This is a genomic window from Streptomyces sp. NPDC001135, assembly GCF_053598395.1.
Genome location: NZ_JBSFKD010000017.1, coordinates 14,773 through 40,813, shown reverse-complemented (window position 1 = coordinate 40,813; position 26,041 = coordinate 14,773). Strand labels below are relative to the sequence as shown.

22 protein-coding genes and 2 pseudogenes are annotated in these 26,041 nt (G+C 72.2%); 12 read left to right on the top strand and 12 right to left on the bottom strand.

Annotation, left to right across the window (positions count from 1 at the left end):
- Nucleotides 1–16 precede the first annotated feature (16 nt).
- The 7 genes from ACWC94_RS21385 to ACWC94_RS21355 all read left to right on the top strand — a co-directional run bounded on the left by ACWC94_RS21385 (nucleotide 17) and on the right by ACWC94_RS21355 (nucleotide 5,520).
- Complete coding sequence (locus ACWC94_RS21385; protein WP_450798389.1) at nucleotides 17–850, top strand: glutamate ABC transporter substrate-binding protein; 834 nt, start codon at nucleotides 17–19, stop codon at nucleotides 848–850.
- 75 nt (nucleotides 851–925) lie between these two features.
- Nucleotides 926–1,591: an amino acid ABC transporter permease gene (locus ACWC94_RS21380; RefSeq protein ID WP_450798388.1), complete on the top strand. Its 666-nt coding sequence runs from the start codon at nucleotides 926–928 to the stop codon at nucleotides 1,589–1,591.
- Complete coding sequence (locus ACWC94_RS21375; protein WP_450798386.1) at nucleotides 1,588–2,544, top strand: amino acid ABC transporter permease; 957 nt, start codon at nucleotides 1,588–1,590, stop codon at nucleotides 2,542–2,544. Before ACWC94_RS21380 ends, ACWC94_RS21375 begins: the two co-directional genes overlap by 4 nt.
- 176 nt (nucleotides 2,545–2,720) lie before the next feature.
- Nucleotides 2,721–4,343 (top strand): FAD-dependent monooxygenase, encoded by a 1,623-nt coding sequence (locus tag ACWC94_RS21370; protein ID WP_450798385.1) that lies wholly within the window; start codon nucleotides 2,721–2,723, stop codon nucleotides 4,341–4,343.
- A 77-nt stretch (nucleotides 4,344–4,420) separates the two neighbouring features.
- Nucleotides 4,421–4,507: a putative leader peptide gene (locus tag ACWC94_RS21365; RefSeq protein WP_313960178.1), complete on the top strand. Its 87-nt coding sequence runs from the start codon at nucleotides 4,421–4,423 to the stop codon at nucleotides 4,505–4,507.
- A 69-nt stretch (nucleotides 4,508–4,576) separates the two neighbouring features.
- Nucleotides 4,577–5,110: a cysteine dioxygenase gene (locus ACWC94_RS21360; protein ID WP_450798384.1), complete on the top strand. Its 534-nt coding sequence runs from the start codon at nucleotides 4,577–4,579 to the stop codon at nucleotides 5,108–5,110.
- Nucleotides 5,101–5,520 (top strand): rhodanese-like domain-containing protein, encoded by a 420-nt coding sequence (locus ACWC94_RS21355; RefSeq protein WP_450798549.1) that lies wholly within the window; start codon nucleotides 5,101–5,103, stop codon nucleotides 5,518–5,520. The genes ACWC94_RS21360 and ACWC94_RS21355 overlap by 10 nt, the downstream gene beginning before the upstream one ends.
- Before the next feature lie 28 nt (nucleotides 5,521–5,548).
- On the opposite strand, the gene ACWC94_RS21350 is transcribed toward ACWC94_RS21355, so the two are convergent.
- The 3 genes from ACWC94_RS21350 to recA all read right to left on the bottom strand — a co-directional run bounded on the left by ACWC94_RS21350 (nucleotide 5,549) and on the right by recA (nucleotide 10,276).
- On the bottom strand, nucleotides 5,549–8,077 hold the full coding sequence (locus ACWC94_RS21350) for an ABC transporter permease (protein WP_450798383.1): 2,529 nt from the start codon (nucleotides 8,075–8,077) through the stop codon (nucleotides 5,549–5,551).
- Between the two features lie 216 nt (nucleotides 8,078–8,293).
- On the bottom strand, nucleotides 8,294–9,145 hold the full coding sequence (gene recX, locus ACWC94_RS21345; RefSeq protein WP_450798382.1) for a recombination regulator RecX: 852 nt from the start codon (nucleotides 9,143–9,145) through the stop codon (nucleotides 8,294–8,296).
- Between the two features lie 3 nt (nucleotides 9,146–9,148).
- Nucleotides 9,149–10,276: a recombinase RecA gene (recA, locus tag ACWC94_RS21340; RefSeq protein ID WP_450798381.1), complete on the bottom strand. Its 1,128-nt coding sequence runs from the start codon at nucleotides 10,274–10,276 to the stop codon at nucleotides 9,149–9,151.
- A 280-nt stretch (nucleotides 10,277–10,556) separates the two neighbouring features.
- Here recA and ACWC94_RS21335 point away from each other — a divergent pair, with 280 nt between their 5' ends.
- Nucleotides 10,557–11,300, top strand: a complete 744-nt coding sequence (locus tag ACWC94_RS21335) for a hypothetical protein (protein WP_450798380.1) — start codon at nucleotides 10,557–10,559, stop codon at nucleotides 11,298–11,300.
- Nucleotides 11,301–11,343: 43 nt separating this feature from the next.
- On the opposite strand, the gene ACWC94_RS21330 is transcribed toward ACWC94_RS21335, so the two are convergent.
- Nucleotides 11,344–12,588, bottom strand: coding sequence for an AI-2E family transporter (locus ACWC94_RS21330; protein WP_450798379.1), 1,245 nt, complete (start codon nucleotides 12,586–12,588; stop codon nucleotides 11,344–11,346).
- Nucleotides 12,589–12,702: 114 nt separating this feature from the next.
- Nucleotides 12,703–12,897 (bottom strand): DUF3046 domain-containing protein, encoded by a 195-nt coding sequence (locus ACWC94_RS21325; RefSeq protein WP_450798378.1) that lies wholly within the window; start codon nucleotides 12,895–12,897, stop codon nucleotides 12,703–12,705.
- A gap of 80 nt (nucleotides 12,898–12,977) precedes the next feature.
- Here ACWC94_RS21325 and ACWC94_RS21320 point away from each other — a divergent pair, with 80 nt between their 5' ends.
- A complete protein-coding gene (locus ACWC94_RS21320) occupies nucleotides 12,978–13,922 on the top strand; it encodes a hypothetical protein (RefSeq protein ID WP_450798377.1) in 945 nt (314 codons plus the stop codon).
- Nucleotides 13,923–14,034: 112 nt separating this feature from the next.
- On the opposite strand, the pseudogene ACWC94_RS21315 reads toward ACWC94_RS21320, so the two are convergent.
- Together ACWC94_RS21315 and ACWC94_RS21310 are read right to left on the bottom strand one after the other, a co-directional pair.
- A pseudogene (locus tag ACWC94_RS21315) lies at nucleotides 14,035–14,344 on the bottom strand (AzlD domain-containing protein).
- A pseudogene (locus tag ACWC94_RS21310) lies at nucleotides 14,341–14,682 on the bottom strand (AzlC family ABC transporter permease); the annotation flags it as partial. The pseudogenes ACWC94_RS21315 and ACWC94_RS21310, both read right to left, overlap by 4 nt.
- Before the next feature lie 172 nt (nucleotides 14,683–14,854).
- Between ACWC94_RS21310 and ACWC94_RS21305 the strand changes: the two are divergent.
- The 3 genes from ACWC94_RS21305 (at nucleotide 14,855) to ACWC94_RS21295 (ending at nucleotide 21,758) form a co-directional block, all read left to right on the top strand.
- Nucleotides 14,855–19,846 carry an ATP-dependent helicase gene (locus ACWC94_RS21305; protein WP_450798375.1) on the top strand — a complete coding sequence of 1,664 codons (4,992 nt, stop codon included), beginning with the start codon at nucleotides 14,855–14,857 and terminating at the stop codon, nucleotides 19,844–19,846.
- 188 nt (nucleotides 19,847–20,034) lie between these two features.
- Nucleotides 20,035–20,880 carry an Fpg/Nei family DNA glycosylase gene (locus ACWC94_RS21300; protein WP_450798373.1) on the top strand — a complete coding sequence of 282 codons (846 nt, stop codon included), beginning with the start codon at nucleotides 20,035–20,037 and terminating at the stop codon, nucleotides 20,878–20,880.
- Nucleotides 20,881–20,993: 113 nt separating this feature from the next.
- Complete coding sequence (locus ACWC94_RS21295; protein WP_450798371.1) at nucleotides 20,994–21,758, top strand: SDR family NAD(P)-dependent oxidoreductase; 765 nt, start codon at nucleotides 20,994–20,996, stop codon at nucleotides 21,756–21,758.
- Between the two features lie 349 nt (nucleotides 21,759–22,107).
- On the opposite strand, the gene ACWC94_RS21290 is transcribed toward ACWC94_RS21295, so the two are convergent.
- The 5 genes from ACWC94_RS21290 to rimO all read right to left on the bottom strand — a co-directional run bounded on the left by ACWC94_RS21290 (nucleotide 22,108) and on the right by rimO (nucleotide 26,024).
- A complete protein-coding gene (locus tag ACWC94_RS21290) occupies nucleotides 22,108–22,578 on the bottom strand; it encodes a Dps family protein (RefSeq protein ID WP_450798370.1) in 471 nt (156 codons plus the stop codon).
- Nucleotides 22,579–22,770: 192 nt separating this feature from the next.
- Nucleotides 22,771–23,145, bottom strand: coding sequence for a helix-turn-helix domain-containing protein (locus ACWC94_RS21285; protein ID WP_404065948.1), 375 nt, complete (start codon nucleotides 23,143–23,145; stop codon nucleotides 22,771–22,773).
- Nucleotides 23,146–23,254: 109 nt separating this feature from the next.
- Nucleotides 23,255–23,800 (bottom strand): CinA family protein, encoded by a 546-nt coding sequence (locus ACWC94_RS21280; RefSeq protein WP_450798367.1) that lies wholly within the window; start codon nucleotides 23,798–23,800, stop codon nucleotides 23,255–23,257.
- The gene (pgsA, locus tag ACWC94_RS21275) at nucleotides 23,797–24,555 is read right to left on the bottom strand and encodes a CDP-diacylglycerol--glycerol-3-phosphate 3-phosphatidyltransferase (RefSeq protein ID WP_450798365.1); all 759 of its coding nucleotides are present in this window, start codon (nucleotides 24,553–24,555) and stop codon (nucleotides 23,797–23,799) included. The genes ACWC94_RS21280 and pgsA overlap by 4 nt, the downstream gene beginning before the upstream one ends.
- A complete protein-coding gene (rimO, locus tag ACWC94_RS21270; RefSeq protein WP_450798363.1) occupies nucleotides 24,552–26,024 on the bottom strand; it encodes a 30S ribosomal protein S12 methylthiotransferase RimO in 1,473 nt (490 codons plus the stop codon). The genes pgsA and rimO overlap by 4 nt, the downstream gene beginning before the upstream one ends.
- Between the last annotated feature and the right edge of the window lie 17 nt (nucleotides 26,025–26,041).

Sequence of the window (26,041 nt, the reverse complement as noted above, 5' to 3'; positions counted from 1 at the left end):
TCGAAGGATGTTCAGCATGAAGCTCCGCAAGGTCACCGCCGCCTCGGCCGCCGTACTCGCCCTCGCCGTGGGCGCCACCGCGTGCGGCGGCGGCAAGAAGGACGACAACGGCTCCGGCGGCGGCAAGAAGATCGCCATCGGTATCAAGTTCGACCAGCCGGGACTCGGCCAGCAGACCCCGCAGGGCTACGCGGGCTTCGACGTCGACGTGGCCACCTATGTCGCCAAGAAGCTCGGTTACAGCGCCGACCAGATCGAGTGGAAGCAGTCGAAGAGCGCCGACCGCGAGACCATGCTGCAGCGCGGTGACGTGCAGTTCATCGCCGCGACCTACTCGATCACACCGGAGCGTCAGCAGAAGGTGGACTTCGCCGGTCCCTACCTGCTGGCCCACCAGGACGTGCTGCTACGCACGGACGACAACAAGATCAAGTCCCCCAAGGACCTGAACGGCAAGAACCTGTGTTCGGTGGCCGGCTCGACCTCGGCCCAGAACCTCAAGACCAAGCTGGGCCTCAAGCCCAACCTCGTGACATACCCGACCTACTCGGCCTGCATGTCGGGCCTGCAGAGCGGCGCCATCGAAGCCCTCACCACGGACGACTCGATCCTCGCCGGTTACGCCGCCCAGCCCCAGTTCAAGGGCAAGTTCAAGCTCGGCGGCTTCAAGATGACCAACGAGAACTACGGCATCGGCGTCAAGAAGGGCAGCGACCTCAAGGCCAAGATCAACAAGGCCCTCGAGGAGATGGTCTCCGACGGTTCCTGGAAGGCGGCCGTGCAGAAGAACTTCGGCCCGGCCAACTACAAGAACGAGCCCGCCCCGAAGATCGGCGACATCAAGAGCTGAGGCAACCCCGGCCCGGTGCGCCGCTCCTGACGGCGGCGCACCGGGGCATCCTTACACGCGGAAGCGCGGGAGACAGTGTTCGACTTTCTTGACAAGTACGACGTGCTGGGAGCCTTCTGGACGACGGTGCAGCTGACGCTGCTGTCGGCCGCGGGCTCCCTGGTCTGGGGCACTCTGCTGGCCGCCATGCGGGTGGGCCCGGTACCGCTGATGCGCGGGTTCGCCACCGCCTACGTGAACATCGTGCGGAACATCCCGCTCACGGTGATCATCCTGTTCTCCTCGCTGGGCCTCAGCCAGACGCTGGGGATCACCCTCGGAGCGCACGACTTCGAGATCCAGGGCTTCCGGCTGGCCGTGCTCGGTCTGACCGTCTACACCGCGACCTTCGTGTGCGAGGCGATCCGGGCCGGCATCAACACGGTGCCGGTCGGCCAGGCGGAGGCCGCCCGCGCCATCGGTCTGAGCTTCACCCAGGTGCTGTTCCTGGTCGTGCTGCCGCAGGCCTTCCGCGCGGCCGTCGGCCCGCTGACCAACGTGCTGATCGCGTTGACGAAGAACACGACGGTGGCCGCCGCGATCGGCGTGGCGGAGGCGGCCTTCCTGATGAAGAAGATGATCGAGAACGAGGCAGAGCTGCTGGCGATCTCCGCGGTCATCGCCTTCGGGTTCGTCTGCCTGACCCTGCCGACCGGTCTGATCCTCGGCTGGGTGGGCAAGAAGGTGGCGGTCAAGCGATGACTTCGGTTCTGTACGACGCCCAGGGCCCGCGCGCCAAGCGGCGCAACGTCCTGTACACAGCGCTCTTCCTGGTCGCCATGGCGGCCGTCGTGTGGTGGGTGTACAAGGCTCTCGACGACAAGGGACAGCTGGACTGGGCCCTGTGGAAGCCCTTCTTCAGCGGCACCGAGGCGTACTCGACGTACATCTGGCCCGGTCTGGAGAACACCCTGGAGGCGGCGGCGCTGGCGATGGTCATCGCGCTTCCGCTGGGTGCCGTCCTCGGTATCGCCCGGCTCTCGGACCACGTGTGGGTGCGTGTGCCGGCCGCGATCGTGGTCGAGTTCTTCCGGGCGATCCCCGTCCTGGTCCTGATGATCTTCGGGCTCGCGCTCTTCGCCCAGTACACCGACGTCAGTTCGGACGACCGTCCGTTCTACGCGGTCGTGACCGGTCTGGTGCTGTACAACGCGTCCGTGCTCGCGGAGATCGTCCGCGCGGGCATCCTCACCCTGCCGAAGGGCCAGTCCGAGGCCGCCATGGCGATCGGCCTGCGCAAGGGTCAGGTCATGCGGCTCATCCTGCTGCCGCAGTCGGTCACCGCGATGCTCCCGGCCATCGTCAGCCAGCTGGTGGTCATCGTGAAGGACACCGCCCTCGGCGGCGCGGTCCTCACCTTCCCCGAACTGCTGTCCTCGGCCAACACGATGGCCGGCTACTACGGCAACATCATCGCTTCCCTCACCGTCGTGGCGGTGATCTACATCCTCATCAACTTCTCCCTGACCTCGTTCGCCGGCTGGCTGGAGGGCCGGCTGCGGAGGCGCAAGAAGTCGACCGGCGCGGTGCTGGGGTTCCAGGACGTGGCGGACATCGCGGGTACGGCGGCGACCGGAGCCGGAGGCGCCGTCGGCGGCGTGGACCTCAGCGGCCCCTTCGTCGGCGGTCACCGCGGCGACGGCCAAGGGAACTGACGCTCATTCAGGTGACATGAGCCACCCGGGGGCAGTGGTGTGATCGCCACTGCCCCCGGTCGCTTGACGCAAACTCTGCCAATGGGTTGCATACGTTCTGTGATCGTGCACCCCGCTCCACCTTCCTGTTCACTTGTCCCTGTCAGGGCATCGTCACGGGCAGGAGGCGCCGCGCCGTGGATCCGGTGATCATCGTCGGAGCGGGGCCCGTCGGGCTCACGCTCGCCCTGGCGCTGGCCCGCCAGGACGTGCCGTCCATCGTCCTGGACGAGGGCCCCGGCAAGGACGAACCCCGCCCGGCGCGCACCGTCGTGCTGCGCGAGGACACGGCCGCCCTGCTGGAACGGTTGTCCGGGGTGGCGCTCGGTGAGCACGGCGTGCGCTGGGCCGGATGGCGGTCCCTGCGGCGCAAGCAGGTGATGAGCGAGATCACCTTCGGCGAGGCGGACCTCGCCGCCCCGCTGCACATCGCCCAGCATGTGATCACGGGCGCCCTGCGCGCGGCCGTCGCCGACGAGCCGCTGGTGAGGACGGCCGTGGACAGCCGTCTGGACGGGATCGAGCAGGACCGTTCCGGCGTCACCGCGCACACCCGCGGACCCAAGGGCACCTGGTGGCGGGGCAGTTATCTGGTCGGCTGCGACGGGCCGCGCTCCACCGTGCGCAAACTCCAGGACATCCGCTTCCCGGGCCGTACGGCGGTGGAGCGGCACGCGGTGGCCGCGCTGCGGGTGGAACTGCCGTGGGAGGGCCGTGCGTTGCTCCATCGGATGCCGCCGTGGCGGCAGTCCGGGCCCCCGGCCGGGGAGGTGATCGCCCGCCCCCTCCCGGACGGCGCGTGGCGCCTGGACTGGCTGCTGCCACCGGGCAAGGACCTCGTCACGCCCGAGATCCTGGTGGCCAGGATCCGCGAGACCCTCGCGGCCTGGACGGACGGCCCCGCACCGGCGTACGAGTTGCTCGACACCGGTGTCCACACGGTGCACCACCGGCTGGCCCGCCGATGGCGCGTCGGCCGGGTCCTGGTCGCCGGGGACGCGGCCCATCTCCTCGGCGCACTCGGCACCCAAGGGCTCGACGAGGGCCTCCGGGACGTCGACAATCTCGCCTGGAAGCTGGGCGTGACCTGGCACCGCGGCCCGCACGAGGCGCTGCTGGACAGCTACCAGACCGAGCGGCGCGCGCAGGTCGCCGCCCGGCTGCGCGCCGCCGACCAGGTGCTGCCGGTGCTGCGCGGCGCCGGCGGGCTGCGTCAGATCGTCCCGGGCACGGCCCGGGGCCACGATGTGCTGCTCACGGACGGTCACCTGGGGCGCGGGCCGCTCGGTGCGCCGGGGGCGTACGCCGACTCTCCGCTGGCGCCCCGGCACCTGGAGGCCGAGATCCCGGTCGAGACCCCGCCCGGCGCGCAGGTCACCGACGTACGGGTCACCGCGGAGGACGGTTCCTTCGTGCAACTACGCGACCGGCTCGGTCGCGGCGCCCTCCTCGTCGTCCTGATCGCCCCGGGCACGGGTGTGTGGGACCGCAAGCACTGGGTCTCCGCCGGCGTGATGCCCCGGCTCGCCGCCGCGGTGACCGCGCTGCCGCACCCCGCCGAGCTGCTGGTCGCCGAGAGCTACCCGGGTGCGCCGGCGCACAGCGTGCTGCTCGTGCGCCCCGACGGCCACCTGGTCACCGCGCTGAGCGGGGTCCGCCCGGCCGACCTGTACGCGGCGGCGGAGGCGACACTGGGCGGCGCGGTGAAGGAGAACGAGAAGGAGGAGGCGGGGGCGGAGGCCGGCTCCGGCGTGCGCTGACCGTGCGCCCTGTCACCCTCCGTCCAGATGGTGACAGTGAGTTGACCGAAGTGCACCGACATGCTGTACTCCGGACCATGACCGACACCTGCGTGCGCCTGTGGCGGAGGGTCCATATGGACCTCGTCCGCTATGCGGGCTGCGTGTGTCGCCCGTCCTGCTGAATTCGCCTCCCCTTTTTCCGGGCGCCGTCGTGCGCCCGTTCCGCGAACGCTCTTCAGGACGGTGTGTACGTGTCTGTCCCCTCTCCTTCCGTCTCGCCTGCCGTCGGCTCGGCACCCACACAGACGGACCTCCTCGACTTCGTGCGGCGTACGGCCGCCGACACCGAGCTGATCGCCTCCCTCCCCCTCGACCCGGAGGGCCGCACCTGGGTGCGGCTGGAGGGGCCGGGCGGCAGCGAGGCCTGGCTGATCGGCTGGCCGCCCGGCACCGGCACGGGCTGGCACGACCACGCCGACTCGGTCGGCGCGTTCCTCACGGCCTCCGGTGAGCTCAGGGAGAACTCGCTCGCCGCCCGGCTGCCGACCGACGGCTGGAAGACCCTGGAACTCGCCGAGCACGTGGACCGCGAACGCCGGCTGCCGGCCGGCCAGGGCCGCACCTTCGGCCGCCACCATGTCCACGAGGTCCTCAACGAGTCCCGCGACCGCCACGCGATCTCCGTCCACGCCTACTACCCGCCGCTGCCGCGCATCCGCCGCTACAGCCGCACCGGCCAGATGCTGCGCCTGGAGCAGGTCGAACGCCCGGAGGACTGGCAGTGAGCGGGACCATCGGCCGACCGCCGGTCGGCATCGACGAGTTGCTGGAGCGGGTGCGCGCGGGCTACCGGCGCATCGAGGCACGTGAGGCGCACGAGGCGGCGCGGACGGGCGAGGCGCTGCTGGTCGACATCCGGTACGCGGCCCTGCGCGAGCGGGACGGGCTGATTCCCGGGGCCCTCGTCATCGAGCGCAACGAACTGGAGTGGCGCCTCGATCCGCAGGGCAGCCACCGCGTCCCCGAGGCCACCGGCCACGACCTGCGCGCCGTGGTGATCTGCAACGAGGGCTACGCCTCCAGCCTCGCCGCGGCCTCCCTCCACCAACTGGGCCTGCACCGGGCAACGGACCTGGTGGGCGGCTTCCAGGCGTGGCGGGCGGAGGGACTCCCGGTGGAGCCGGCACGCCCCTGATCCCGGGCGGCGGGGACCTCGCCGGCTCCTACTCCTTCGCCGTGGCCACCGTCACCGCCCGCACCCGGAGTACCGCCCGCCCCGGAAGGGCACTGGCCGTGAGCGCGAGGAGGCCGGCGATCCCCACGACGGCGACATAGAGCAGGGGCGTGACCGTCGGCGCCGCCCGGCCCGTCATCCCGGCACTGAACGCGGTGAGCACGGCGAGCGCGATCCCGCTGCCGAGCGAGGTGGCGAGGAACAGGACGGACAGCACCTCGGTGCGCAGCATGCGGAGCACCTGACGGCGGGTCGCGCCGGCGAGGCGGAGCAGGGCGAACTCCCGGACACGCTCCGCCACGGACATGGCGAGGGTGTTGACGACGGCGATGGCGGTGAACGCCAGCACGAGCCCCATGGCGAGATAGTTGACCTCGGCGTTCGTCCGCTGCCGGTCGGCCTGCAGGGCGTCGGCATCGGCCGGCGAAAGAACCCGCAGCCCCGGGAACTCACGGAGGGTAGTCGCGAGTTCTGTCTGTGTACGGGTCGTGCCGACGAGGACGGAGGAGGCGAGCGGGTTGTCGACGTGGCGGGCGACGAGGTCGTGGGAGAAGGTGAGGTCACCGAAGCCGAGACCGCGGGCATAGACGGCGGCGACGGTGAGCGTGGCGGGCGTGCCGTCGCCGAGGGTGAGCTTCAGGGTGCTGCCGGGCTTCACGTGCTGCTGGTCCGCGGCCAGTTGACTGACGGCGACCGTGCCGGAACCGAGCCGTTCGAGGGAGCCGGCGGTGACCTGGGGGTCCCAGGTGCGGGCCAGGCCCGCCGGGGTGACGCCCTGCGCGGGGTACTTGTCGAGGCCGACGCGGACCGTCGTACGGACGACCTCGGTGACGGTGTCGTGTCCTGCGCGCAGCCGTTGTGCGGCCTCGGCGGGGACGCCCGGTCCCTGCGCGGCGACGACCCAGTCGGCTCGGACGCCGTCCCGGACCTGGCTGCGGGCGGCGTCGCCGAGCGTCGACTGGACGAACAGCACGGTGCAGGTCATGCCGATGAGCAGGGTGAGGGGGGTGACGACGGAGGCCATACGGGCGGCGTTGCCGCGCAGGTTGGCGGTGGCGAGGCGGCCGCCGTGGCCGGTGAGCCGGAGCGGGCCGGCGAGCAGCAGCGTAGCCGCCCTGACCAGCAGGGGACCGAGCAGGGCGACGGAGGTGGACAGGACGACGACGGCGAGGAAGGTCACGGGAGTCGAGGCGGGCTCGGTGCGCAGGGAGGTGAGGACGACGACGAGGACGACTCCACCGGCGAGAAGCAGCAGTCCGGCGGCGATCCGGCCCCAGGCGGGACGGGTCCGCTCGGTCCTGGCCTCGGCCAGGGCCTCGGTCGGGCGGATCCGGGCGATCCTGCGGGAGGCGATCCGGGCCGCGGCCCAGGCGCCGAGCAGGGTGGCGGCGAGGGCGGCGAGCGGCGGGAAGACACTGACGGTGTGCTCGAGCGTGTCGGGTACGGCGCCCAGGGCGACGAACCTGGAGTGCAGCCAGCCCCCCAGCGGCAGCCCGAGCAGCGCGCCCGTGGTGCCTGCCGCCGCTCCGACGATCAGTGCCTCCCGGCCGAGCAGTGTGCGGATCTGTCCGGATGTGGCGGCGATGGCGCGGAGCAGGGCCAGTTCGCGGTGGCGCTGCTGCACGGTGAGCGCGAAGGTGCCGACGACCACGAGCACCGCCACCAGCAGCGAGGTCCCGCCCATGGCACCGCCCATGCTGACCAGCCGGGTGCGGGCGGCAGCCGCGTCCAGGAACTCGACGGGCCCGCGGGCGGCGCCGGTGCTGACCTGGGCGGTGGTGCCGTGCAGAGCCTGCGCCACGGCGTTCCGCACCCGCTCGGGGTCCGTCCCCTTGGCCGGCAGCACGCCGAACGCGCTGACCTGTCCCGGGTGCGCGGCCAGCCGGCGGGCCTCGGCGGCGGAGAAGAACAGGGACGTCTGGTGGCGTACGACAGTGGCCGGGGTGGCGATACCGGTGATGTGGTAATCACGCGGGGCTCGCGTGGACTGCACGGTGAGCCGGTCACCCGGCCGCAGCCCGGACCGTGCCGCGAGACCGCTGTCGATGACCAGTTCGCCGTCGGACCTGGGCGCGCTGCCGGCGGTCAGTCGGTACGGCGTCAGCGCGGCGGACTCCCAGGCGTGCCCGTAGGCGGTACGGCCGCCGGTGCCTGCCGGGGTCAACGGCTGGGCGAGGAAGGTGAGTTCCGGCACCACCCGGGCCACGCCGGGAACGTGGGAGAGTCTGGTGCGCAGTCCCTCCGGGAGCCAGGCGCGTTCGGCGATGGGCTTCGCCTTGTGCTTGACCTTGGTCTTGCCTTTTTTGTGCTTGACGGTGGTCTGGTGGACGTACTGGTCGCCGGAGACCACGACGGGAGCGGCGGCGTAGCGCTCGGTGCGGATGGTGCCGCGCAGGCCGGTGTCGAGGAGGGTCCCGCAGGCGGTGATCAGAGCGGCCGCGCACATCAGCGCGAGAAAAGCACCGAGAAATCCCGCCTTTCGGGCGCGGACTGTCCGGAGGGCGTATCGCAGCATCATCGAGCGGGCTCTCTTCTGTTGTACGCGTCGGATGGGGTCGTACGCGGCCGGCCTCGACACGGTGCGTGCCGTGGTCCGGAGCGTGCGTACAGGTTCGTCCGTGCGTGCCCGGGAGAGCATTGCGGTGGCCCGGCGTCTTCGGCGGGGGTTAACCCCACCGAGGACCTTCAGGAACTGAGGGAGACCCGCGATCCGGAGCCGACCCGCCCCGTCGGCTCAGTAGTCCCCTTCTCCGAGGAAGTCCGTGTCCTCGCCCTCCTCCTCCAGGGCCTGGCGGACGACGCGGAGGGCCATGCCCTCGGGGTAGCCCTTGCGGGCCAGCATGCCGGCGAGGCGGCGGCGCCGCTTGTCCCGGTCGAGGCCTCGGGTGGCGCGCAGTTTGCGGGCCACCAGCTCGCGGGCCGTCGCCTCCTCCTGATCGGAGTCGAGCTGGGAGACGGCCTCGTCGATCAGCGCGGACTCGACCCCCTTGGTGCGCAGCTCCCGGGCCAGCGCCCGGCGCGCGAGTCCCCGGCCATGGTGCCGGGACTCCACCCAGGCGTCCGCGAACGCGCTGTCGTCGATCAGCCCGACCTCCTCGAACCGCGACAGCACCTCCTCGGCCACGTCCTCGGGGATCTCCCGCTTGCGCAGGGCGTCCGCGAGCTGCTTGCGGGTGCGTGGGGTCCCGGTGAGCAGGCGCAGGCAGATCGCCCGTGCCCGCTCAGCCGGGTCCCCTGAAGACTCCCCCCGCTCGGCCCTCGACGAGGAAGGGGCGCCTTCGTCCTCACCGGGCGCGTCCCCGAAGCCGCGCCGTCGCCGGCCACGCCCCCGGCCGCCGCGCGGGCCGACGTCACTGCCGGAGCCGCGGCCGGGCGAGCCACCCCCGAACGGCTCGCCGCCCGGGTCGCCCGGCTGGAGGTGGCCGTCATCGCCGTGTCCCCCCGCTCCGCGGTACTCGCCGTGCCCGTCGTCCCGGTATCCGTCGTCACCGCCCGAGGTGGAGTCCGGGTAGCCCCCGGTGCCCCTCCCCCGGGGGGCGCCGGGGGTGTCGTACGCGTACTCGGCCCAGTCGGTTCGTCGTGTCACGGGTCAGCTCTTGGCTGCGGCGGCCTTGGGCTTGGTGGCCTTGGCGGCTGCCGGGGCGGACACCGTCTTGGTGTCGTCGCCGGCCGCGGTGGTGACCGCCGCGTCCGCGCCCGGCTCGGCGGCGGGCTCCTCCGACCGGACACCGACGCCCAGCTTCTCCTTGATCTTCTTCTCGATCTCGTTGGCCAGGTCGGGGTTGTCCTTGAGGAAGTTGCGCGCGTTCTCCTTGCCCTGGCCGAGCTGGTCGCCCTCGTAGGTGTACCAGGCGCCGGCCTTGCGGACGAAGCCGTGCTCCACGCCCATGTCGATCAGACCGCCCTCGCGGCTGATGCCCTGGCCGTAGAGGATGTCGAACTCGGCCTGCTTGAAGGGCGGGGCGACCTTGTTCTTGACGACCTTGCAGCGGGTGCGGTTGCCGACCGCCTCCGTGCCGTCCTTCAGGGTCTCGATGCGGCGGATGTCGATGCGCACCGAGGCGTAGAACTTCAGCGCCCGGCCACCCGTCGTGGTCTCCGGGGAACCGAACATCACGCCGATCTTCTCGCGGAGCTGGTTGATGAAGATCGCGGTGGTCTTCGACTGGTTGAGCGCGCTGGTGATCTTACGGAGGGCCTGGCTCATCAGGCGGGCCTGCAGACCCACGTGCGAGTCGCCCATCTCGCCCTCGATCTCCGCGCGCGGGACGAGCGCGGCGACGGAGTCGATGACGATGAGGTCGAGCGCGCCGGAGCGGACGAGCATGTCCACGATCTCCAGAGCCTGCTCGCCGTTGTCCGGCTGGGAGAGGATCAGGTTGTCGATGTCGACGCCGAGCTTGCGCGCGTACTCGGGGTCGAGGGCGTGTTCGGCGTCCACGAAGGCGACCTGGCCGCCGGCCTTCTGCGCGTTCGCCACCGCGTGCAGGGTCAGGGTCGTCTTACCGGAGGACTCCGGTCCGTAGATCTCCACGACACGGCCGCGCGGCAGGCCACCGACACCGAGGGCGACGTCGAGTGCGGTCGACCCGGTCGGGATGACCTCGATGGGCTCCTTCGACCGCTCGCCCATGCGCATGACCGCGCCCTTGCCGAATTGCCGTTCAATCTGTGCGAGCGCGGCGTCGAGCGCCTTCTCGCGGTCGGTTCCTGCCATGGGTTCCACCCGGTTTGCTTGAGTCGATCGCTTCACGTCAAAGACGCTAACCCCTGCCACTGACAATGCGCCCCGACGCAGGCCCAGCCTGTGGATAACCGAGGGACTTCCTCCCGCAAAACGGGGCGAAATCCACCGCCGAAAGCCTCGCCTGAGCCCCCATAAGAATGGATGTTCGATTTTTGTGTCAAGCGCACGGGCACCGCTGCTCCCGGTGGTGTACGGCGGGTGTCTTCCGCCGGACGACGACCGCGCCGGCCCTTCCCGGGAGCCTTGGCCCATGAAGAATCCCCGCGTCGCCGACCGCCTCTGTCATGCGACGGGGCTGCTCCTCGTCCTGTCCGGTCTCGTACACCTGCTGGTGTTCGCGGTCGACGGCGGCCCGTGGGACGGTCCGGTGTCCTGGCGCAAGCCCGTCACGTTCGGGCTTGCCTTCGGGCTGACGTTGACGGCGGTCACCTGGGTCACGTCGTACCTGCGCGCCGGCCCCAGGCCGCGCTCGGCCCTGCTGCTCGTCTTCGCCGTCGACTGCGTGGTGGAGGTCGCCGGGATCACCCTCCAGGCGTGGCGCCGCGTGCCCTCGCACCTGAACATGGAGACCCGGTTCGACACCGCCGTGTCCATGACGCTCGCGGTGGGCGGTGGTGTCCTCGTCGTCCTGCTCACGGTCTTCGCCGTCGCGTCCTTCCGGCGCCGCCCGGCGGGCCCCGCCGGCATGCCGCTCGCCGTCCGCTCCGGGTTCGCGATCCTGCTGCTGGCGCCGGCCTCCGGGGCGGCGATGATCGCGCGCGGGGTCGTACTGACCAGGACCGGTTACCAGGAGGCCGCCTACCACTCGACGGCACCGTTCAAGCCCCTGCACGGTGTGAGCCTGCATGCCGTGCTCGTCCTGCCCGCGCTCGCCCGGCTGTTGTCCCGCTCGCCCTGGAGCGAACGGACACGGCGCCGGATCGTGACCGCGGCGGTCGGCTGCTACGCGGCCGCGGTCGCCGGAGCGGCTGTGTGGGCGGTGCTGACGTACTGAAGACGGGACCGAGGCGGCGTCGGTCCCCCTGGGCTCACCGGCCCTACGACTCCTCCGCCTCCGGCTGCCCGGTCCGCAGCCGGCGCATGCGGGCCAGCATCCCGGGACCGCCCGCCCCCCGGCCGCGGTGCCCGTGCACCCTGGGATCGTCCGTGACGTCGTACCGCCTCACATACGCCCCGAGGAAGGCCTGCAGGGTGGCCACCGCCGGGATGGCGATCAGCGCTCCGACGGCGCCCAGCAGCGCGGTCCCCGCGATGACGGAGCCGAAGGCGACCGCCGGGTGGATGTCGACCGTCCTGGCCGTCAGCTTGGGCTGGAGCATGTAGTTCTCGAACTGCTGGTAGACCACGACGAACACCAGCACCCACACCGCGTACCAGGGCTCGACGGTGAACGCGATCAGCATCGGCAGCGCCCCCGCGAGGTAGGTGCCGATGGTCGGGATGAACTGCGAGACCAGGCCCACCCAGACACCGAGCACGGGCGCGTACGGCACGCCCAGGGACTGGAGCAGGATGTAGTGGGCGATGCCGGAGATGAGCGCCATCAGGCCGCGCGAGTAGAGATAGCCGCCCGTCTTGTCGACGGCGATCTCCCAGGCACGCAGCACCTCCGCCTGGCGTGCGGGCGGCAGGACGGAGCACAGGGCGCGGCGCAGCCGGGGGCCGTCGGCCGCGAAGTAGAAGGAGAACAGCCCCACCGTCAGCAGCTGGAACAGCCCGCCGAGCACCTGTGCGGAGACGTCGAGGACACCGGCGGCGCTGTTCTGCGCGTACTTGCGCAGCCAGTCGGAGTGGAGCAGGCCCTCCTGGACGTCCACGCGCCGGAGCTCGGTGTGGAAGGTCTCATTGATCCAGTTGATGAGTGAGTCAAGGTAGTCCGGGAAACCCTCGACCATCTTGATGATCTGGCCGGCCAGCATGGAGCCGAGCAGGGTGACGAACCCGGCGACGGCGATCGTCAGCCCGAGGAAGACCAGGAACGTGGCGAGCCCCCGGCGCATGCCGCGGGCGGCCATGCGGCTCACCGCGGGCTCTATGGCGAGCGCCAGGAAGAACGCGATCAATATGTTGATCAACAGCCCGGTCAGCTGGTGGAAGGCCCAGCTGCCGAGCTGGAACGCGGCGATCAACGCGAGCGCGAGCACCATGGCGCGCGGCAGCCAGCGCGGCATGCGGCCGCCCGGGGCGACGGCACCGGGGGCCGGGGGCCGGTCGGGCGGTGTCGTACCGGTCGGTGCCGCCTGCCGGGGCAGCGGCTCGTGGGTCTCGTCAGTGGGTGCCACGCGCCAAGTCTCGCCCACACCGCCGACAACCGGCGTCCACCTGCGATCTTCGTGACCGATCGGTGCCGTAGGGCCGACCGTGTCCAGGGATGATCGGGGCGTTCCGGGCAGCGGTCAGCGCCGCTCGCCGGGCACGTCCATGACCGTGCAGACCACGCGCCACACGTCCTTCGCGTCCCAGCCGGCGTCCAGCGCCTCGTGCACCGTGCGCTCGCCCAGCTCCGACATGACGTGATCGCGCGCGAAGGTGTCGGCGTACCCCGAACCGAAGTGTTCCGCCATCCGCTGCCAGAAGACCGTCAACCGCATGACTCCAGTATCCCGCCCCTGGGGGTGGGCCCCGGCCCGGAGCGCTTGCCGAGACCGCTTTCCGTCCTACGGTCTGACCCATGGCCGAAACCGGAGCTTCCCCACTCCCCTCCCCGCCCCCGGCGCGCTCCCCGCTCTTCCGCGCCGAGCAGTTCGTGTGGCTCACCGCGCGCGTGCTGGAGCAGCGCCTCTTCGCGTACCACTTCCTGCACGGCGCCCCGGACGCGGTGGAAGCGGCGCTGGACGCCTACCGCAACGAGGACGGCGGATACGGGCACGCGCTGGAGCCCGATCTGCGCGGCCCCGTGAGCCAGCCTCTGCACACCGCGCACGCGCTGCGCGTCCTGGACGCCGTCGGGCGCTGCGGCGGGCAGCGGGTCGAGCGCGTGTGCCGCTATCTGACCTCGGTCTCCACGGCGGACGGCGCCCTGCCGGCGATCCGTCCCAGCCAGCGCGGGTATCCGACGGCACCGTTCGTCCCGGTCGTCGACGATCCTCCCAGCGAGCTGCTCGCCACCGGGCCGGTGGTCGGGCTGCTGCACCGCAACGAGGTGTGGCACGCCTGGCTGTTCCGGGCCACCGACTTCTGCTGGCAGGCCGTGGAGTCCCTGGACAAGTCCCACCCGTACGAGGTGGAGGCCGCCGTGGCGTTCCTGGACTCCGCTCCCGACCGCTCGCGGGCGGAGGCCGCCGCGGACCGGCTCGGCCGCATGGTGCGCGAGCAACGGCTCGCGGCACTCGACCCGGACCGGCTCGACGCGTATCCGGTCGCGTCCGGTTACGCCCCCGGCGAGCACCACTTCCCTCACGACTTCGCCAGGAGTCCGGAGTCACTTGCGCGCGCGTGGTTCACGGACGACGAGATGGCACGGTCCCTTGATCACCTGGCCGCCGAGCAGCAGGACGACGGCGGCTGGCCGGTCCGATGGCGCCAGTGGGCACCGGCCCCCGCACTGGAGGCACGCGCCATGGTCACCATCGAGGCGCTGCGCACGCTGCGGTCGTACGGCCGTTTCGTGGGCTGAGCCGGCGTCCTGGGGCGGTTGACCACGCCGTGTGCGCCGGCCGGAGCGGGTGGCTTCGCGCGCGGAGCCGCCGCGTGAGCCGGGCCGACCCTCCGGCTTCGGTCCCGTGTCGTCACCCGCCCACGGCGCGTACTCCCGCCGTCGCCACCATGGCGGTCGCGACGACCGGCAGGAACGGCGCGCGCAGCACCAACGCCACGGCGGCCGCGCCGAGCCCGGGGACCCGTGCGTCCTAGCACCAGCGCGTGCCCGTCGGCGAACGTCTGCTGAGCCGTGAGTGCCGCGAGCAGGGCGACGGGCAGCAGGGCGGCGAGCCGCCGTACGAACGGCCGCTCCATGACACCCGCGGGCACCAGCAGCCCGGCGAGCTTGACGGCGTAGCAGCCGAGGGCGGCCAGGCCGATCGCGATCCAGGTGTTCACCGGTCCTCCGCCGCCCCCGTCGTCCCGCGCGCCCCCTCCGCGGCTCCCACGTCGCCTCTGGGGCGTCCCGCGCGGCCGCCCTCGGCGACGAGGGCGATCGGTGCCGCGAGTGCCGCCACCAGGACCGGGACGCCGGCCGGCAGGACGGGCAGCAGGCCGAGGCCCAGCAGGATCGCGAGGGCCGCGACCGCGCGCTCGGTGGCCGTCTTCAGCATGGGCGCGAGCAGAGCGAGGAACACGGCGGGCCCGGCCGCGTCCAGGCCCCACGCGCGCGTGTCGCCGATCGCCTTGGCGCCGAGCGCGCCGAGCAGCGTGGTGAGGTTCCCGAGCGCGTACAGCGCCGGCCGAGCCCGCCTGCCCCTCGGCACCGGTCCGTTCGTCACCGCGCCCCGTTCGGCCCGCCATGCGCCCGTTCTCCGCCCCACCGCCCGCGACCGGCCCCGTCCCTCCCGCCGCACGGCGTTCGCCCAGGTCAGCGCGATTGTCAGTGGCCGGGTGCAGGATGGACGCATGGTCAGCTCCGCACACCGAGCCCTCGACGGCTTCTCCCCCGCGACCCGCGGCTGGTTCACGGGGGCGTTCTCCGCGCCCACCGCGGCCCAGGCCGGCGCGTGGCAGGCCATCGGTGCGGGTTCGGACGTGCTGGTGGTGGCCCCGACCGGCTCGGGCAAGACACTGGCCGCGTTCCTCGCCGCCCTGGACCAGCTGGCCTCGGCCCCGCCCCCGGCCGACCCGAAGAAGCGCTGCCGGGTTCTCTACGTGTCCCCGCTGAAGGCCCTCGCGGTCGACGTCGAGCGGAATCTGCGCAGCCCCCTCACCGGCATCCGGCAGGAGTCCGTGCGCCTGGGCCTGCCCGAGCCCGAGGTCAGGGTCGGCATCCGCTCCGGCGACACACCGGCGGCCGAGCGGCGCGCCATGTCCACCCGTCCGCCGGACATCCTGATCACCACTCCCGAGTCGCTGTTCCTGATGCTGACCTCGGCCACGCGCGACGCGCTGACGGGTGTGGAGACGGTGATCCTCGACGAGGTGCACGCGGTCGCGGGCACCAAGCGCGGTGCCCATCTCGCGCTCTCCCTGGAGCGGCTCGACGAGCTGCTGCCGCGGCCGGCCCGCCGGATCGGCCTGTCGGCGACCGTCCGCCCGGTCGACGAGATCGCCCGGTATCTGTCCCCGCGTCGCAAGGTGGAGATCGTCCAGCCGGAGTCCGGGAAGGAGTTCGACCTGTCCGTGGTCGTCCCGGTCGAGGACATGGGCGAGCTGAGCGGCGCTCCGGCGGCCGACGCGAGCGAGGGCGCCGAGCGGCCGTCGATCTGGCCGCACGTGGAGGAGCGGATCGCCGACCTGGTCCAGTCCCACCGCTCCACGATCGTGTTCGCCAACTCCCGGCGCCTCGCCGAGCGGCTGTGCAACCGGTTGAACGAGATCGCCTACGAGCGGGCGACCGGCGAGTCGCTCGACGAGCACCACTCCCCGGCCCAGCTGATGGGCGGCTCCGGCGCGGCCCAGGGTGCGCCCCCGGTGATCGCCCGGGCGCACCACGGCTCGGTCTCCAAGGAGCAGCGCGCCCTGGTCGAGGAGGACCTGAAGGCGGGCCGGCTGCCCGCCGTGGTCGCCACGTCCAGCCTGGAGCTGGGCATCGACATGGGCGCCGTCGACCTGGTCGTGCAGGTCGAGTCCCCGCCGTCGGTCGCCTCCGGGCTGCAGCGCGTCGGCCGTGCGGGACACCAGGTGGGCGCCGTCTCCACCGGTGTCGTCTTCCCCAAGTACCGCGGTGATCTCGTCCAGGCGGCCGTGGTCACCGAGCGGATGCGCTCGGGCTCGATCGAGTCCCTGAAGGTGCCCGCGAACCCGCTGGACGTCCTCGCGCAGCAGCTGGTCGCGATGACGGCGCTGGACACCTGGCAGTTCGACGACCTCCTCGCCCTGGTCCGCCGTGCGGCTCCCTTCGCCTCGCTTCCCGAGTCGGCGTTCACGGCGGTCCTCGACATGCTCGCGGGCCGCTACCCGTCCGACGCGTTCGCGGAGCTGCGCCCGCGCGTGGTGTGGGACCGCGTGACCGGCGAGATCACCGGCCGTCCGGGCGCCCAGCGCCTCGCCGTCACCTCCGGCGGCACGATCCCCGACCGCGGCCTCTTCGGCGTCTTCCTCGCCGGTTCCGACCCGAAGAAGGGCGGCGGCCGGGTCGGCGAGCTGGACGAGGAGATGGTCTACGAGTCCCGGGTGGGCGACGTCTTCACGCTGGGCACGAGTTCCTGGCGCATCGAGGACATCACCCGCGACCGGGTCCTGGTCTCCCCCGCGCCCGGCGTTCCGGGCCGGCTGCCCTTCTGGAAGGGCGACCAGCTGGGCCGGCCGCTCGAACTGGGCCGCGCGGTGGGCGCGTTCCTGCGCGAGGTCGGATCGCTCCCCAAGGACGACGCCCGGCTGCGCCTGCTGGCAGCGGGCCTCGACACCTGGGCTGCGGACAACGTCCTGTCGTACCTGGACGAGCAGCGCGAGGCCTGCGGTCATGTCCCGGACGACCGCACGATCGTCGTGGAGCGCTTCCGCGACGAGCTGGGCGACTGGCGGGTCGTCGTCCACTCCCCCTTCGGCGCCCAGGTGCACGCCCCCTGGGCCCTCGCGCTCGGCGCCCGCCTGTCCGAGCGGTACGGCATGGACGCGCAGGTCATGCACGCCGACGACGGCATCGTGCTGCGCCTGCCGGATGCCGATCTGATGGGCCTGGACCTGCTCGACCAGGCACCGGTGAAGGCCGGCACGGAGTACGACAGCGAACAGGCACCCGTCGGCGCGGCGGACGTCGCCTTCGACAAGGGCGAGGTCGACCAGATCGTCACCGACCAGGTGGGTGGCTCCGCCCTGTTCGCCTCCCGGTTCCGTGAGTGCGCCGCCCGCGCGCTGCTGCTGCCGCGCCGCAGCCCCGGCAAGCGCACCCCGCTGTGGCAGCAGCGCCAGCGCGCGGCCCAGCTGCTGCAGGTGGCGAGCGAGTTCGGCTCGTTCCCGATCGTCCTGGAAGCGGTCCGCGAATGTCTCCAGGACGTCTTCGACGTCCCCGGCCTCGTCGAGCTGATGGGTGACATCGAGTCCCGCAAGGTGCGCCTGGTCGAGGTCAGCACCCCCGAGCCGTCCCCGTTCGCCCGCTCGCTCCTGTTCGGGTACGTCGCCCAGTTCCTGTACGAGGGCGACTCCCCGCTGGCCGAGCGCCGTGCCGCCGCGCTCTCCCTGGACTCGCGGCTGCTGGCCGAGCTGCTGGGCCAGGCAGAACTGCGCGAACTGCTGGACGCCGAGGTACTGACCGAGCTGGAGCGCGAGCTGCAGTGGCTCACCGAGGACCGACGGGTCAAGGACGTGGAGGGTGTGGCCGACGTGCTGCGGCTGCTCGGCCCGCTGACCGACGCCGAGCTGGTCGCGCGGGGCGCGGACCCGCAGTGGGCGCCTGAGCTGGCCGGCGCGCGCCGGGCCATCAAGGTCCGGATCGCCGGCGCCGACCACTGGGCGGCCGTCGAGGACGCGGGCCGGCTGCGCGACGCGCTCGGCACGGCGCTGCCGGTCGGCGTGCCCGAGGCCTTCACCGAGCCGGTCAAGGACCCGCTCGGTGATCTCCTGGCGCGCTATGCCCGCACGCACGGCCCGTTCACGTCCGCCACGGCGGCGGCCCGCTTCGGCCTGGGCGTGGCGGTCACCGAGGGTGCCCTGCAGCGGCTCGCCGCGAACGGCCGGGTGGTGCAGGGCGAGTTCCACCCGGCGGGCATCGGTCAGGAGTGGTGCGACGCGGCCGTACTGCGCCGTCTGCGCCGCCGCTCCCTGGCGGCCCTGCGCCACGAGCTGGAGCCCGTGCCACCGGCCGCGTTCGCCCAGTTCCTGCCCCAGTGGCAGCACATCGGCACGGGTCATGGCCTGCGCGGCATCGACGGACTGGTGCGCGCCATCGAGCAGGTGCAGGGTGCCTCCGTACCCGCCTCCGCGCTGGAGAAACTGGTCCTGCCCTCCCGCGTGGCGAACTACACGCCCTCGATGCTCGACGAGCTGACCGCCGCGGGTGAAGTGGTGTGGGCCGGCGCGGGTGCGCTGCCCGGCAAGGACGGCTGGGTCTCCCTCTGTCTGGCGGACGCGGCCCCCCTGCTGCTCCCGCCGCCGCATCCCCTGGAACTGACCGCGCTTCACCAGTCCGTCCTGGACGCACTCTCCGGCGGCTACGGCCTGTTCTTCCGTCAGATCGCCGACCAGGTCCGGGCCACCACCCACCCCGATGCCACCGACCCCCAACTGGCGGACTCGCTCTGGGACCTGGCCTGGTCGGGCCGGCTCACCAACGACACCCTCGCGCCGATGCGCTCCCTGCTCGGCTCGGGCCGTACGGCGGGGTCGACCGCACATCGCGCCAAGCGCGCCGTGCCACGCGGGCGCTACGGCTCCCTGACGGCCGCCGCGCGCACCGCGTCTCGTACGGGCCCGCCCACGGTCGCCGGCCGCTGGTCCCTGCTCCCCGCGGCCGAGCCGGATGCCACGGTGCGGGCCCACGCGCTGGCCCGTACCCTCCTGGACCGGCACGGCGTGGTCACTCGCGGGGCGGTCGCCGCGGAGGGGGTCGAGGGCGGGTTCTCGGCGGTGTACCGCGTGCTGTCCGCCTTCGAGGAGAGCGGTCAGGCGCGGCGCGGTTACGTGGTCGAGGGCCTCGGCGCGGCCCAGTTCGCCATGGACGGCGCGGTGGACCGGCTCCGCGCGGTGTCCAACGCCCGCGAACGCGGTGAGGGCCTGGCCACAGCGACCCCCGGGAACGGCTACCCACCTCCCTCGAGCGGCTTTGCCGCACCGGCGTTCCCGAACGGCTTCGGTGGAAGCGACGGCGCACCCCACGAACACCCCCTGCCCGGCGCCTTCGACGGGTCGGGCGGCGGCTTCGCGCACCCCGGCCTCGACGGCGACTTCACCTGGCCACCGGCGGATCCCCCTTCCGCCGCCGGCGACTACGTCTCCCCCCGCGACCTCGCCGACCCCTTCGGTTCCCCCGGCTACGGCGGCCCCCGAGGAGGCGGAGGCGGCCCCTACGGCTCGCCGGCGTACCGGGCGTACGGCAGCGGTCGTACGGGCACGTCCTCGCCCGACCCCCGGGCCGTGGTCCTCGCCGCGGCCGACCCCGCCAACGCCTACGGCGCCGCCCTGTCCTGGCCCGAGCCACCGTCCGGTGCCGGGCACAAACCGGGCCGCAAGGCGGGTTCGCTCGTCGTCCTGGTCGAGGGCGAGCTGACCGTGTACATGGAGCGCGGTGGCAAGACGCTGCTGGCCTGGCCGGCCGGCCCGGACATCGCGCCTCCCGACGACCCCCGCCTGCGGATGGCCGCGGATGCCCTGGCCGCGGCGGCACGCGCGGGCTCCCTCGGCACGGTCACGGTCGAGCGGATCAACGGCGCCCAGGCCCTGACCTCGCCCATAGGCGCCCTCCTCGAGGCAGCGGGCTTCGTGGCCACACCCCGCGGACTGCGCCTGAGAGCGTGACGCTCCGCCAGGTGCCGGGACGTCCGGAAGTGCCGCGGCATGCCGTCCTCCGTCTGCGGCACCCTCGCGGCTGGGCGCTCCCCCGGGTTCCCGGCTGCGCTCGGCCCCGGGGGACCCCCATCGCGGCGGTAGCCGCAGACCAGGGGCAGCCCCGCGCCCCCGGGGGCCGCCCGTGGCACCCTTGACGCATGCCCGAAGGTGACACGGTCTGGCAGGCCGCGAGGCGGCTGCACGAGGCCCTCGCCGGCAAGGCGCTGACCCGCAGCGACTTCCGGGTGCCGAAGTACGCGACGGTCGACCTCACCGGCCGTACGGTGCTCAGCACGATCCCGCGCGGCAAACACCTCCTCACCCGGTTCGAGGGCGGCCTGACCCTGCACACCCATCTGCGGATGGAGGGGACCTGGAAGGTGTACGGCGCGGACGAACGCTGGCGGGGCGGCCCGGCACACCAGATCCGTGTGATCCTCGGCACCCCCGACCGTACGGCCGTGGGCTACCGCCTCCAGGTTCTGGAGCTGCTGCGCACGGGCGAGGAGGAGCGGGTGGTCGGCCATCTGGGCCCCGACCTGCTCGGACCGGACTGGGACCCCGGGCGCGCGCTGGCCAACCTCCTCGCCGATCCCGCCCGCCCGCTCGGCGAGGCCCTGCTCGACCAGCGCAATCTCGCCGGCATCGGCAACGTCTACAAGAGCGAGCTGTGCTTCCTGCTGGGCGTCACGCCGTGGCTCCCTGCCGGGGAGCTGCCCCCGGACCGCGCCGAGAAGCTGCCCGCGCTCGCCAAGAGACTCCTGGAGGCGAACCGCGACCGCCCGGTCCGGCAGACCACGGGACTGCACCGGCACGACCTGTTCGTCTACGGCCGCGCACCCCGACCCTGCCTGCGCTGCCACACACCGGTCCGGGTGGCCGACCAGGGCGACGGCACCCAGGAACGCCCCACCTACTGGTGCCCCGCCTGCCAGACCGGCCCCGCCCCCGCTCCCGGCGCGCCGCAGCGCTGGCGGGACCGCTATCCCCGCCGCACCCCCTGACGACGCGTCGCCCCCGTCGCGCACCTGGTACGCCACCAGGCCGAACGGCATCCGAACCAGTGGCCACCGCCAACTAATTGACGATCCGTCAGAAATGCTCGTACGGTCCTTCCATGTCCCTCACCCCGTACGACCTCACCGGGCGCACCGCATTCGTCACCGGCGCCGCCGGCGGGATCGGCCGGGCCTCCGCCGTCCTGCTCGCCGAGGCGGGCGCGGCGGTGCACTGCGCCGACCGGGACGCGGACGGTCTGCGCGGCACGGCGGAGCTGGTCGAAAAACGCGGCGGCACGGCCCGTACGCATGTCCTGGACGTCACCGACCGGGCGGCCCTGGCCGAGGCGGTCCGCTCCTGCGAGCGTCTGGACGTGATGGCGGCGATCGCCGGGATCATGCACAGCAGCCCCGTGCTGGAGACCCGCGACGAGGATCTCGACCGGGTCCTGGACGTCAACTTCAAGGGCGTGCTGTACGCCTGCCAGGAGGCGGCCCGTCTGATGCTGGCCCGTGCCACGCGGGGGAGCATCGTCACCATGGCATCCGGCGCGGTCGACACCGGCGGCCCCGGGCTGCTCTGCTACGGCGTGGCGAAGGCGGCCGTGGTCCAGCTGACCAAGACGCTGGCCACCGAGGTCGGACGGCACGGCATCCGGGTCAACGCGATCGCGCCGGGCTGGATCCGCACCCCGATGACCGACCGGCACGACGGCGAGGCGCAGGCGCACACCGAGGGCGTGATGGCCCGGATGTCACCGCTGGGCCGGGTCGGCGAGCCGGAGGACGTCGCTCACGCGGTGCTGTACCTGGCGTCGGACGCGTCGGCGTTCACGACCGGTCAGATACTTCGCCCGAACGGGGGTGTCGCGATGCCCTGGTAGCGTCACCCACCCGCCATGCGGCCAACCAGCGCCCCGCCGACAACGCGTCGGCCGCCTGCCCCTTGGGCACACAGTGCACCGGCAGCAGACTCACCCCCCATCCGCCGGCCGCGACGGCGCCTTCCAGGACACCCGCGCCCTGCCCCAGGGCGATCCGCAGCACGGCCCACCACCACACGGCCCCCAGCGCCAGGACGGCCCCCCGGCGCACTATCCGTCCCACCATGCCCGCCACCACCTCCCGCCGGACGCTAGACCGCCACACCAGCCGCGCGGGAGGCGCACCGAGGGCTCACGGATGCAGCAGCGAAAACAGTCCCTGCGGGCGCCCCGTCCCACCCCGAACCGCTTACGCGTTCTCCGCCTGGAACATCCAGTGGTGCTTCTCCAGGTCGGCGGTGATCCCGATGAAGATGTCCTGGGACACCGGATCCGGCTCCCCCGTCGCGCCCACGCGCTCCCGCATCCGGGTGATCACGGCGCCCAGCGCGTCCACCATGGTCCCGACGGCGTCCGTGTCCTTGATCCAGCCCGCCGGAGTGGTCTTGATGCCGCTGCCGGAGGCCACCGTGGCGGCGCGCCCGTCGGGCGGCACCCCCAGGGCCGAGGCCCGCTCCGCCACCGTGTCGGAGTGGGTACGCGCGGAGGCGACGACCTCGTCGAGCTGGAGGTGGATGGAGCGGAAGCGGGGCCCGACGACGTTCCAGTGGATCTGCTTGGCGACCAGCGAGAGGTCCACCAGGTCGACGAGGGCACCCTGCAGCGCCTCGGTCACGGTCCTCAGGTCCGCGTCGGCCAACTGGCTCTTCACGACGTACATCCGCTTCCTCCGGTGCCTTTGCGCCGTCACGTCCCTCCACCATGACCGCACCGACCGGACCCGGCAAACGCGGGCAAAAGTGACGCAAGTCGCATATGCGACCGGAAAACGAAAACCCCGGCCACGCTCCTCGGTTTCGTCCCGAGAAGCCGGCCGGGGCCTCGAACGTTCGTTAGACCGCGCGCGCGTACGTCACGCGGCGACCACGTCCACCGCCTCCGCGGGCGCCTTGATGGTCACCCGTTCCGGTGGCACACCGGACACCGACACCGAACCCAGCATCGGACGGACCGGCGTTGGTACGGGCTCGGTGGCCCGGGCGGACTGGGCCAGTTCGGCGAGCGCCAGCTCGTCGCTCACTTCCCGCATGAGTTCCGACATCCGTACGTCCAGCGCGTCGCAGATGGCGGAGAGCAGCTCGGAGGAAGCCTCCTTCTGCCCCCGCTCCACCTCGGAGAGATAGCCGAGTGAGACTCGGGCGGACGAGGAGACTTCGCGCAGAGTACGGCCCTGGCGTTGGCGCTGCCGACGCAGCACGTCACCCAGCAGGCGACGGAGCAGAATCATCGGTGGCTCCCTCCTCGGACCGCGTAGCCGCATCCTTCTCGCCCCACCGTACCGCCTTGCGCCGCGGCCGTGCGGGGAGCGATGTCGTGTTCACTCAGGGCTGCAAACATCAAAACCCCCCGTTCCGTTCCGTATCCTGTGCCCGCTCATTCCCGGTCTGTTCGCCCGCAAGCTCTCTCAGAAGCAGTGCGAGTACGCTCCGTACACTCTCCATACGAATTTCCGCACGGCTGCCGTTCAACCGCAGGGCCTCCACTTTTCCGCCAGCGGCAGAACCGAGGCGGTCCGTCAGCGGCCCGTCCACGGCCGCGAAGACCGTCCCGACGGGCTTGCCGTCCTGCGGGTCGGGGCCGGCGACGCCGGTGGTCGCGACGCCCCAGTCGGCGCCCAGAGCCTTCCGCACTCCGGCTGCCATCTGGCCCGCGACCTGCGGATCCACCGCTCCCCGCTGGGCCAGCAGGGTGGCGTCGACATTCAGCAGCTCATGCTTCAGCTCGGTGGCGTAGGCGGTGACCGACCCCCGGAACACCTTGGACGCCCCGGGCACTGCTGTGATCTCCGCCGCCACCAGACCACCGGTGAGCGACTCGGCGACAGCGAGGGTCTCGCCCCTCACGGTCAGTAGTCGCACCAGTTCGGTGGCCTGTGAGCTCACGCGTCCTTCTCCTCCAACGCTGCCGCGCGCTCGGCGATTCCCCGTCGGCGCAGCACAATGGCTTGTCTTACGTAGTCAAGGCCGGTGACGACGGTGAGGACGACGGCCGCGGCCATCACCCAGAACCTCAGAGTGGCCAGCCACCCCGTCAGCGCCAGGACGTACATCCCGACCGCCACCCCCTGGGTGAGGGTCTTGAGCTTGCCCCCCCGACTGGCCGGGATCACGCCGTAGCGAATGACCAGGAAACGCAGCAGGGTGATGCCGAGTTCCCGGCCGAGGATCACGGCCGTCACCCACCACGGCAGGTCGCCCAGACCCGACAGACAGATGAGCGCCGCGCCCATGATGGCCTTGTCGGCGATGGGGTCGGCGATCTTCCCGAAGTCCGTGACCAGGTTGTACGTGCGCGCCAGATGTCCGTCGAACAGGTCGGTGATCATGGCGACGGCGAAGGCCGCCCAGGCCAGCGAGCGCCAGGCCGGGTCGTATCCGCCGTTCGCCAGCATCAGCGCCACGAAGCCGGGCACGAGGACCAGCCGGAGCATGGTCAGCAGATTGGCGACGTTCCAGACGCTGGCCTGGTTGACGGCCGCGGCCGCGATCTTCCCGCCGCGCGGTGCCCTGCCGCCGCCCTCGGGACCTGAAGCAGAACCGGAGACCTCGGACGCGGCGCCGTCGGCAGCGGCGGCGGACCCCCGGGCACCGTGCGCGCCGGAGGAGCCGCCCGCGGCGGATGCCGGGACTCCGGTCATCTGCCCGCCTCCTCACTACACGCGAGCGAGCCGGTCAGCGGCTCGGCGACCAGGTCGACACCTTCCGTACCGACCACCTTCGCCTCGACCATACGTCCGACACTCAGGCCTTCGCCGCTCGTGAGGAGCACCTGCCCGTCGGTCTCGGGGGCCTGGTGTGCGGCGCGGCCGTACACGCCCTCCTCCTCGTCGACAGCCTCGACCAGGACGCGCACGGTTTCCCCGACGCGCTCCTCGGCGCGCTGCGAGACGAGCTCCTCGGCCAGCCGGGACACCCGTGCGAGGCGCTCGGCGACGACGTCCTCGTCGAGCTTGTCCGCGTACGTCGCCGCCTCCGTGCCCTCCTCGTCGGAGTAGCCGAAGACACCGATGGCGTCCAGGCGGGCGCCGTTCAGGAAACGCTCCAGTTCGGCCAGGTCCGCCTCGCTCTCGCCGGGGAAGCCGACGATGAAGTTCGAGCGCACGCCGGCCTCGGGGGCCTTGGAGCGGATCGTGTCGAGCAGCTCCAGGAAGCGGTCGGTGTCGCCGAAGCGGCGCATGGCCCGCAGCACGTCGGGCGCGGAGTGCTGGAAGGACAGGTCGAAGTACGGGACGACCTTCGCGGTGGAGGTCAGCACGTCGATGAGTCCCGGGCGCATCTCGGCCGGCTGCAGGTAGCTCACCCGCACCCGCTCGATGCCGTCGACCTCGGCGAGGTCGGGCAGCAGGGACTCCAGCAGGCGGATGTCGCCCAGGTCCTTGCCGTAGGAGGTGTTGTTCTCGGAGACGAGCATGATCTCCTTCACACCCTGCTCGGCCAGCCAGCGGGTCTCGTTCAGCACGTCGCTGGGGCGGCGGGAGATGAAGGAGCCCCGGAAGGACGGGATGGCGCAGAAGGAGCAGCGCCGGTCGCAACCCGAAGCGAGCTTCACCGAGGCGACCGGGGAGCCGTCGAGGCGGCGGCGCAGGGGGGCGCGCGGACCGGAGGCGGGCGCGACGCCCTCCGGGAGGTCGGCCGGGCCGTGGCCGGGCAGCGCGACGGAGGCGGCCGATTCCTGCCGCTCGGCCGGGCTGATCGGGAGCAGCTTGCGGCGGTCGCGCGGGGTGTGGGAGGCGTGGATGCCACCGGACAGGATGGTCTGCAGGCGGTCGGAGATGTCGGCGTAGTCGTCGAAGCCGAGCACGCCGTCGGCCTCGGGCAGCGCCTCGGCCAGCTCCTTGCCGTACCGCTCGGCCATGCAGCCCACCGCCACGACGGCCTGGGTTCTGCCATGATCCTTGAGGTCATTGGCCTCGAGGAGGGCGTCGACGGAGTCCTTCTTGGCGGCCTCGACGAAGCCACAGGTGTTGACCACGGCGACGTCGGCGTCCGCGGCGTCCTCCACGAGCTGCCAGCCGTCCGCCTCCAAACGGCCTGCGAGCTCCTCGGAGTCCACCTCATTACGGGCGCAGCCAAGAGTGACGAGGGCGACGGTACGGCGTTCAGGCATGGGCTCAAGACTACTTC

Coding starts and splice junctions, on each gene's coding strand:
- ACWC94_RS21365 (WP_313960178.1), top strand. CDS start 4,421: ATGACCGACACCTGCGTGCGCCTGTGGCGGAGGGTCCATATGGACCTC.
- ACWC94_RS21290 (WP_450798370.1), bottom strand. CDS start 22,578: ATGTACGTCGTGAAGAGCCAGTTGGCCGACGCGGACCTGAGGACCGTG.
- ACWC94_RS21300 (WP_450798373.1), top strand. CDS start 20,035: ATGCCCGAAGGTGACACGGTCTGGCAGGCCGCGAGGCGGCTGCACGAG.
- ACWC94_RS21375 (WP_450798386.1), top strand. CDS start 1,588: ATGACTTCGGTTCTGTACGACGCCCAGGGCCCGCGCGCCAAGCGGCGC.
- recA (WP_450798381.1), bottom strand. CDS start 10,276: ATGGCAGGAACCGACCGCGAGAAGGCGCTCGACGCCGCGCTCGCACAG.
- pgsA (WP_450798365.1), bottom strand. CDS start 24,555: ATGACCGGAGTCCCGGCATCCGCCGCGGGCGGCTCCTCCGGCGCGCAC.
- ACWC94_RS21325 (WP_450798378.1), bottom strand. CDS start 12,897: ATGCGGTTGACGGTCTTCTGGCAGCGGATGGCGGAACACTTCGGTTCG.
- ACWC94_RS21335 (WP_450798380.1), top strand. CDS start 10,557: ATGAAGAATCCCCGCGTCGCCGACCGCCTCTGTCATGCGACGGGGCTG.
- ACWC94_RS21320 (WP_450798377.1), top strand. CDS start 12,978: ATGGCCGAAACCGGAGCTTCCCCACTCCCCTCCCCGCCCCCGGCGCGC.
- rimO (WP_450798363.1), bottom strand. CDS start 26,024: ATGCCTGAACGCCGTACCGTCGCCCTCGTCACTCTTGGCTGCGCCCGT.
- ACWC94_RS21385 (WP_450798389.1), top strand. CDS start 17: ATGAAGCTCCGCAAGGTCACCGCCGCCTCGGCCGCCGTACTCGCCCTC.
- ACWC94_RS21305 (WP_450798375.1), top strand. CDS start 14,855: ATGGTCAGCTCCGCACACCGAGCCCTCGACGGCTTCTCCCCCGCGACC.
- ACWC94_RS21285 (WP_404065948.1), bottom strand. CDS start 23,145: ATGATTCTGCTCCGTCGCCTGCTGGGTGACGTGCTGCGTCGGCAGCGC.
- ACWC94_RS21350 (WP_450798383.1), bottom strand. CDS start 8,077: ATGATGCTGCGATACGCCCTCCGGACAGTCCGCGCCCGAAAGGCGGGA.
- ACWC94_RS21295 (WP_450798371.1), top strand. CDS start 20,994: ATGTCCCTCACCCCGTACGACCTCACCGGGCGCACCGCATTCGTCACC.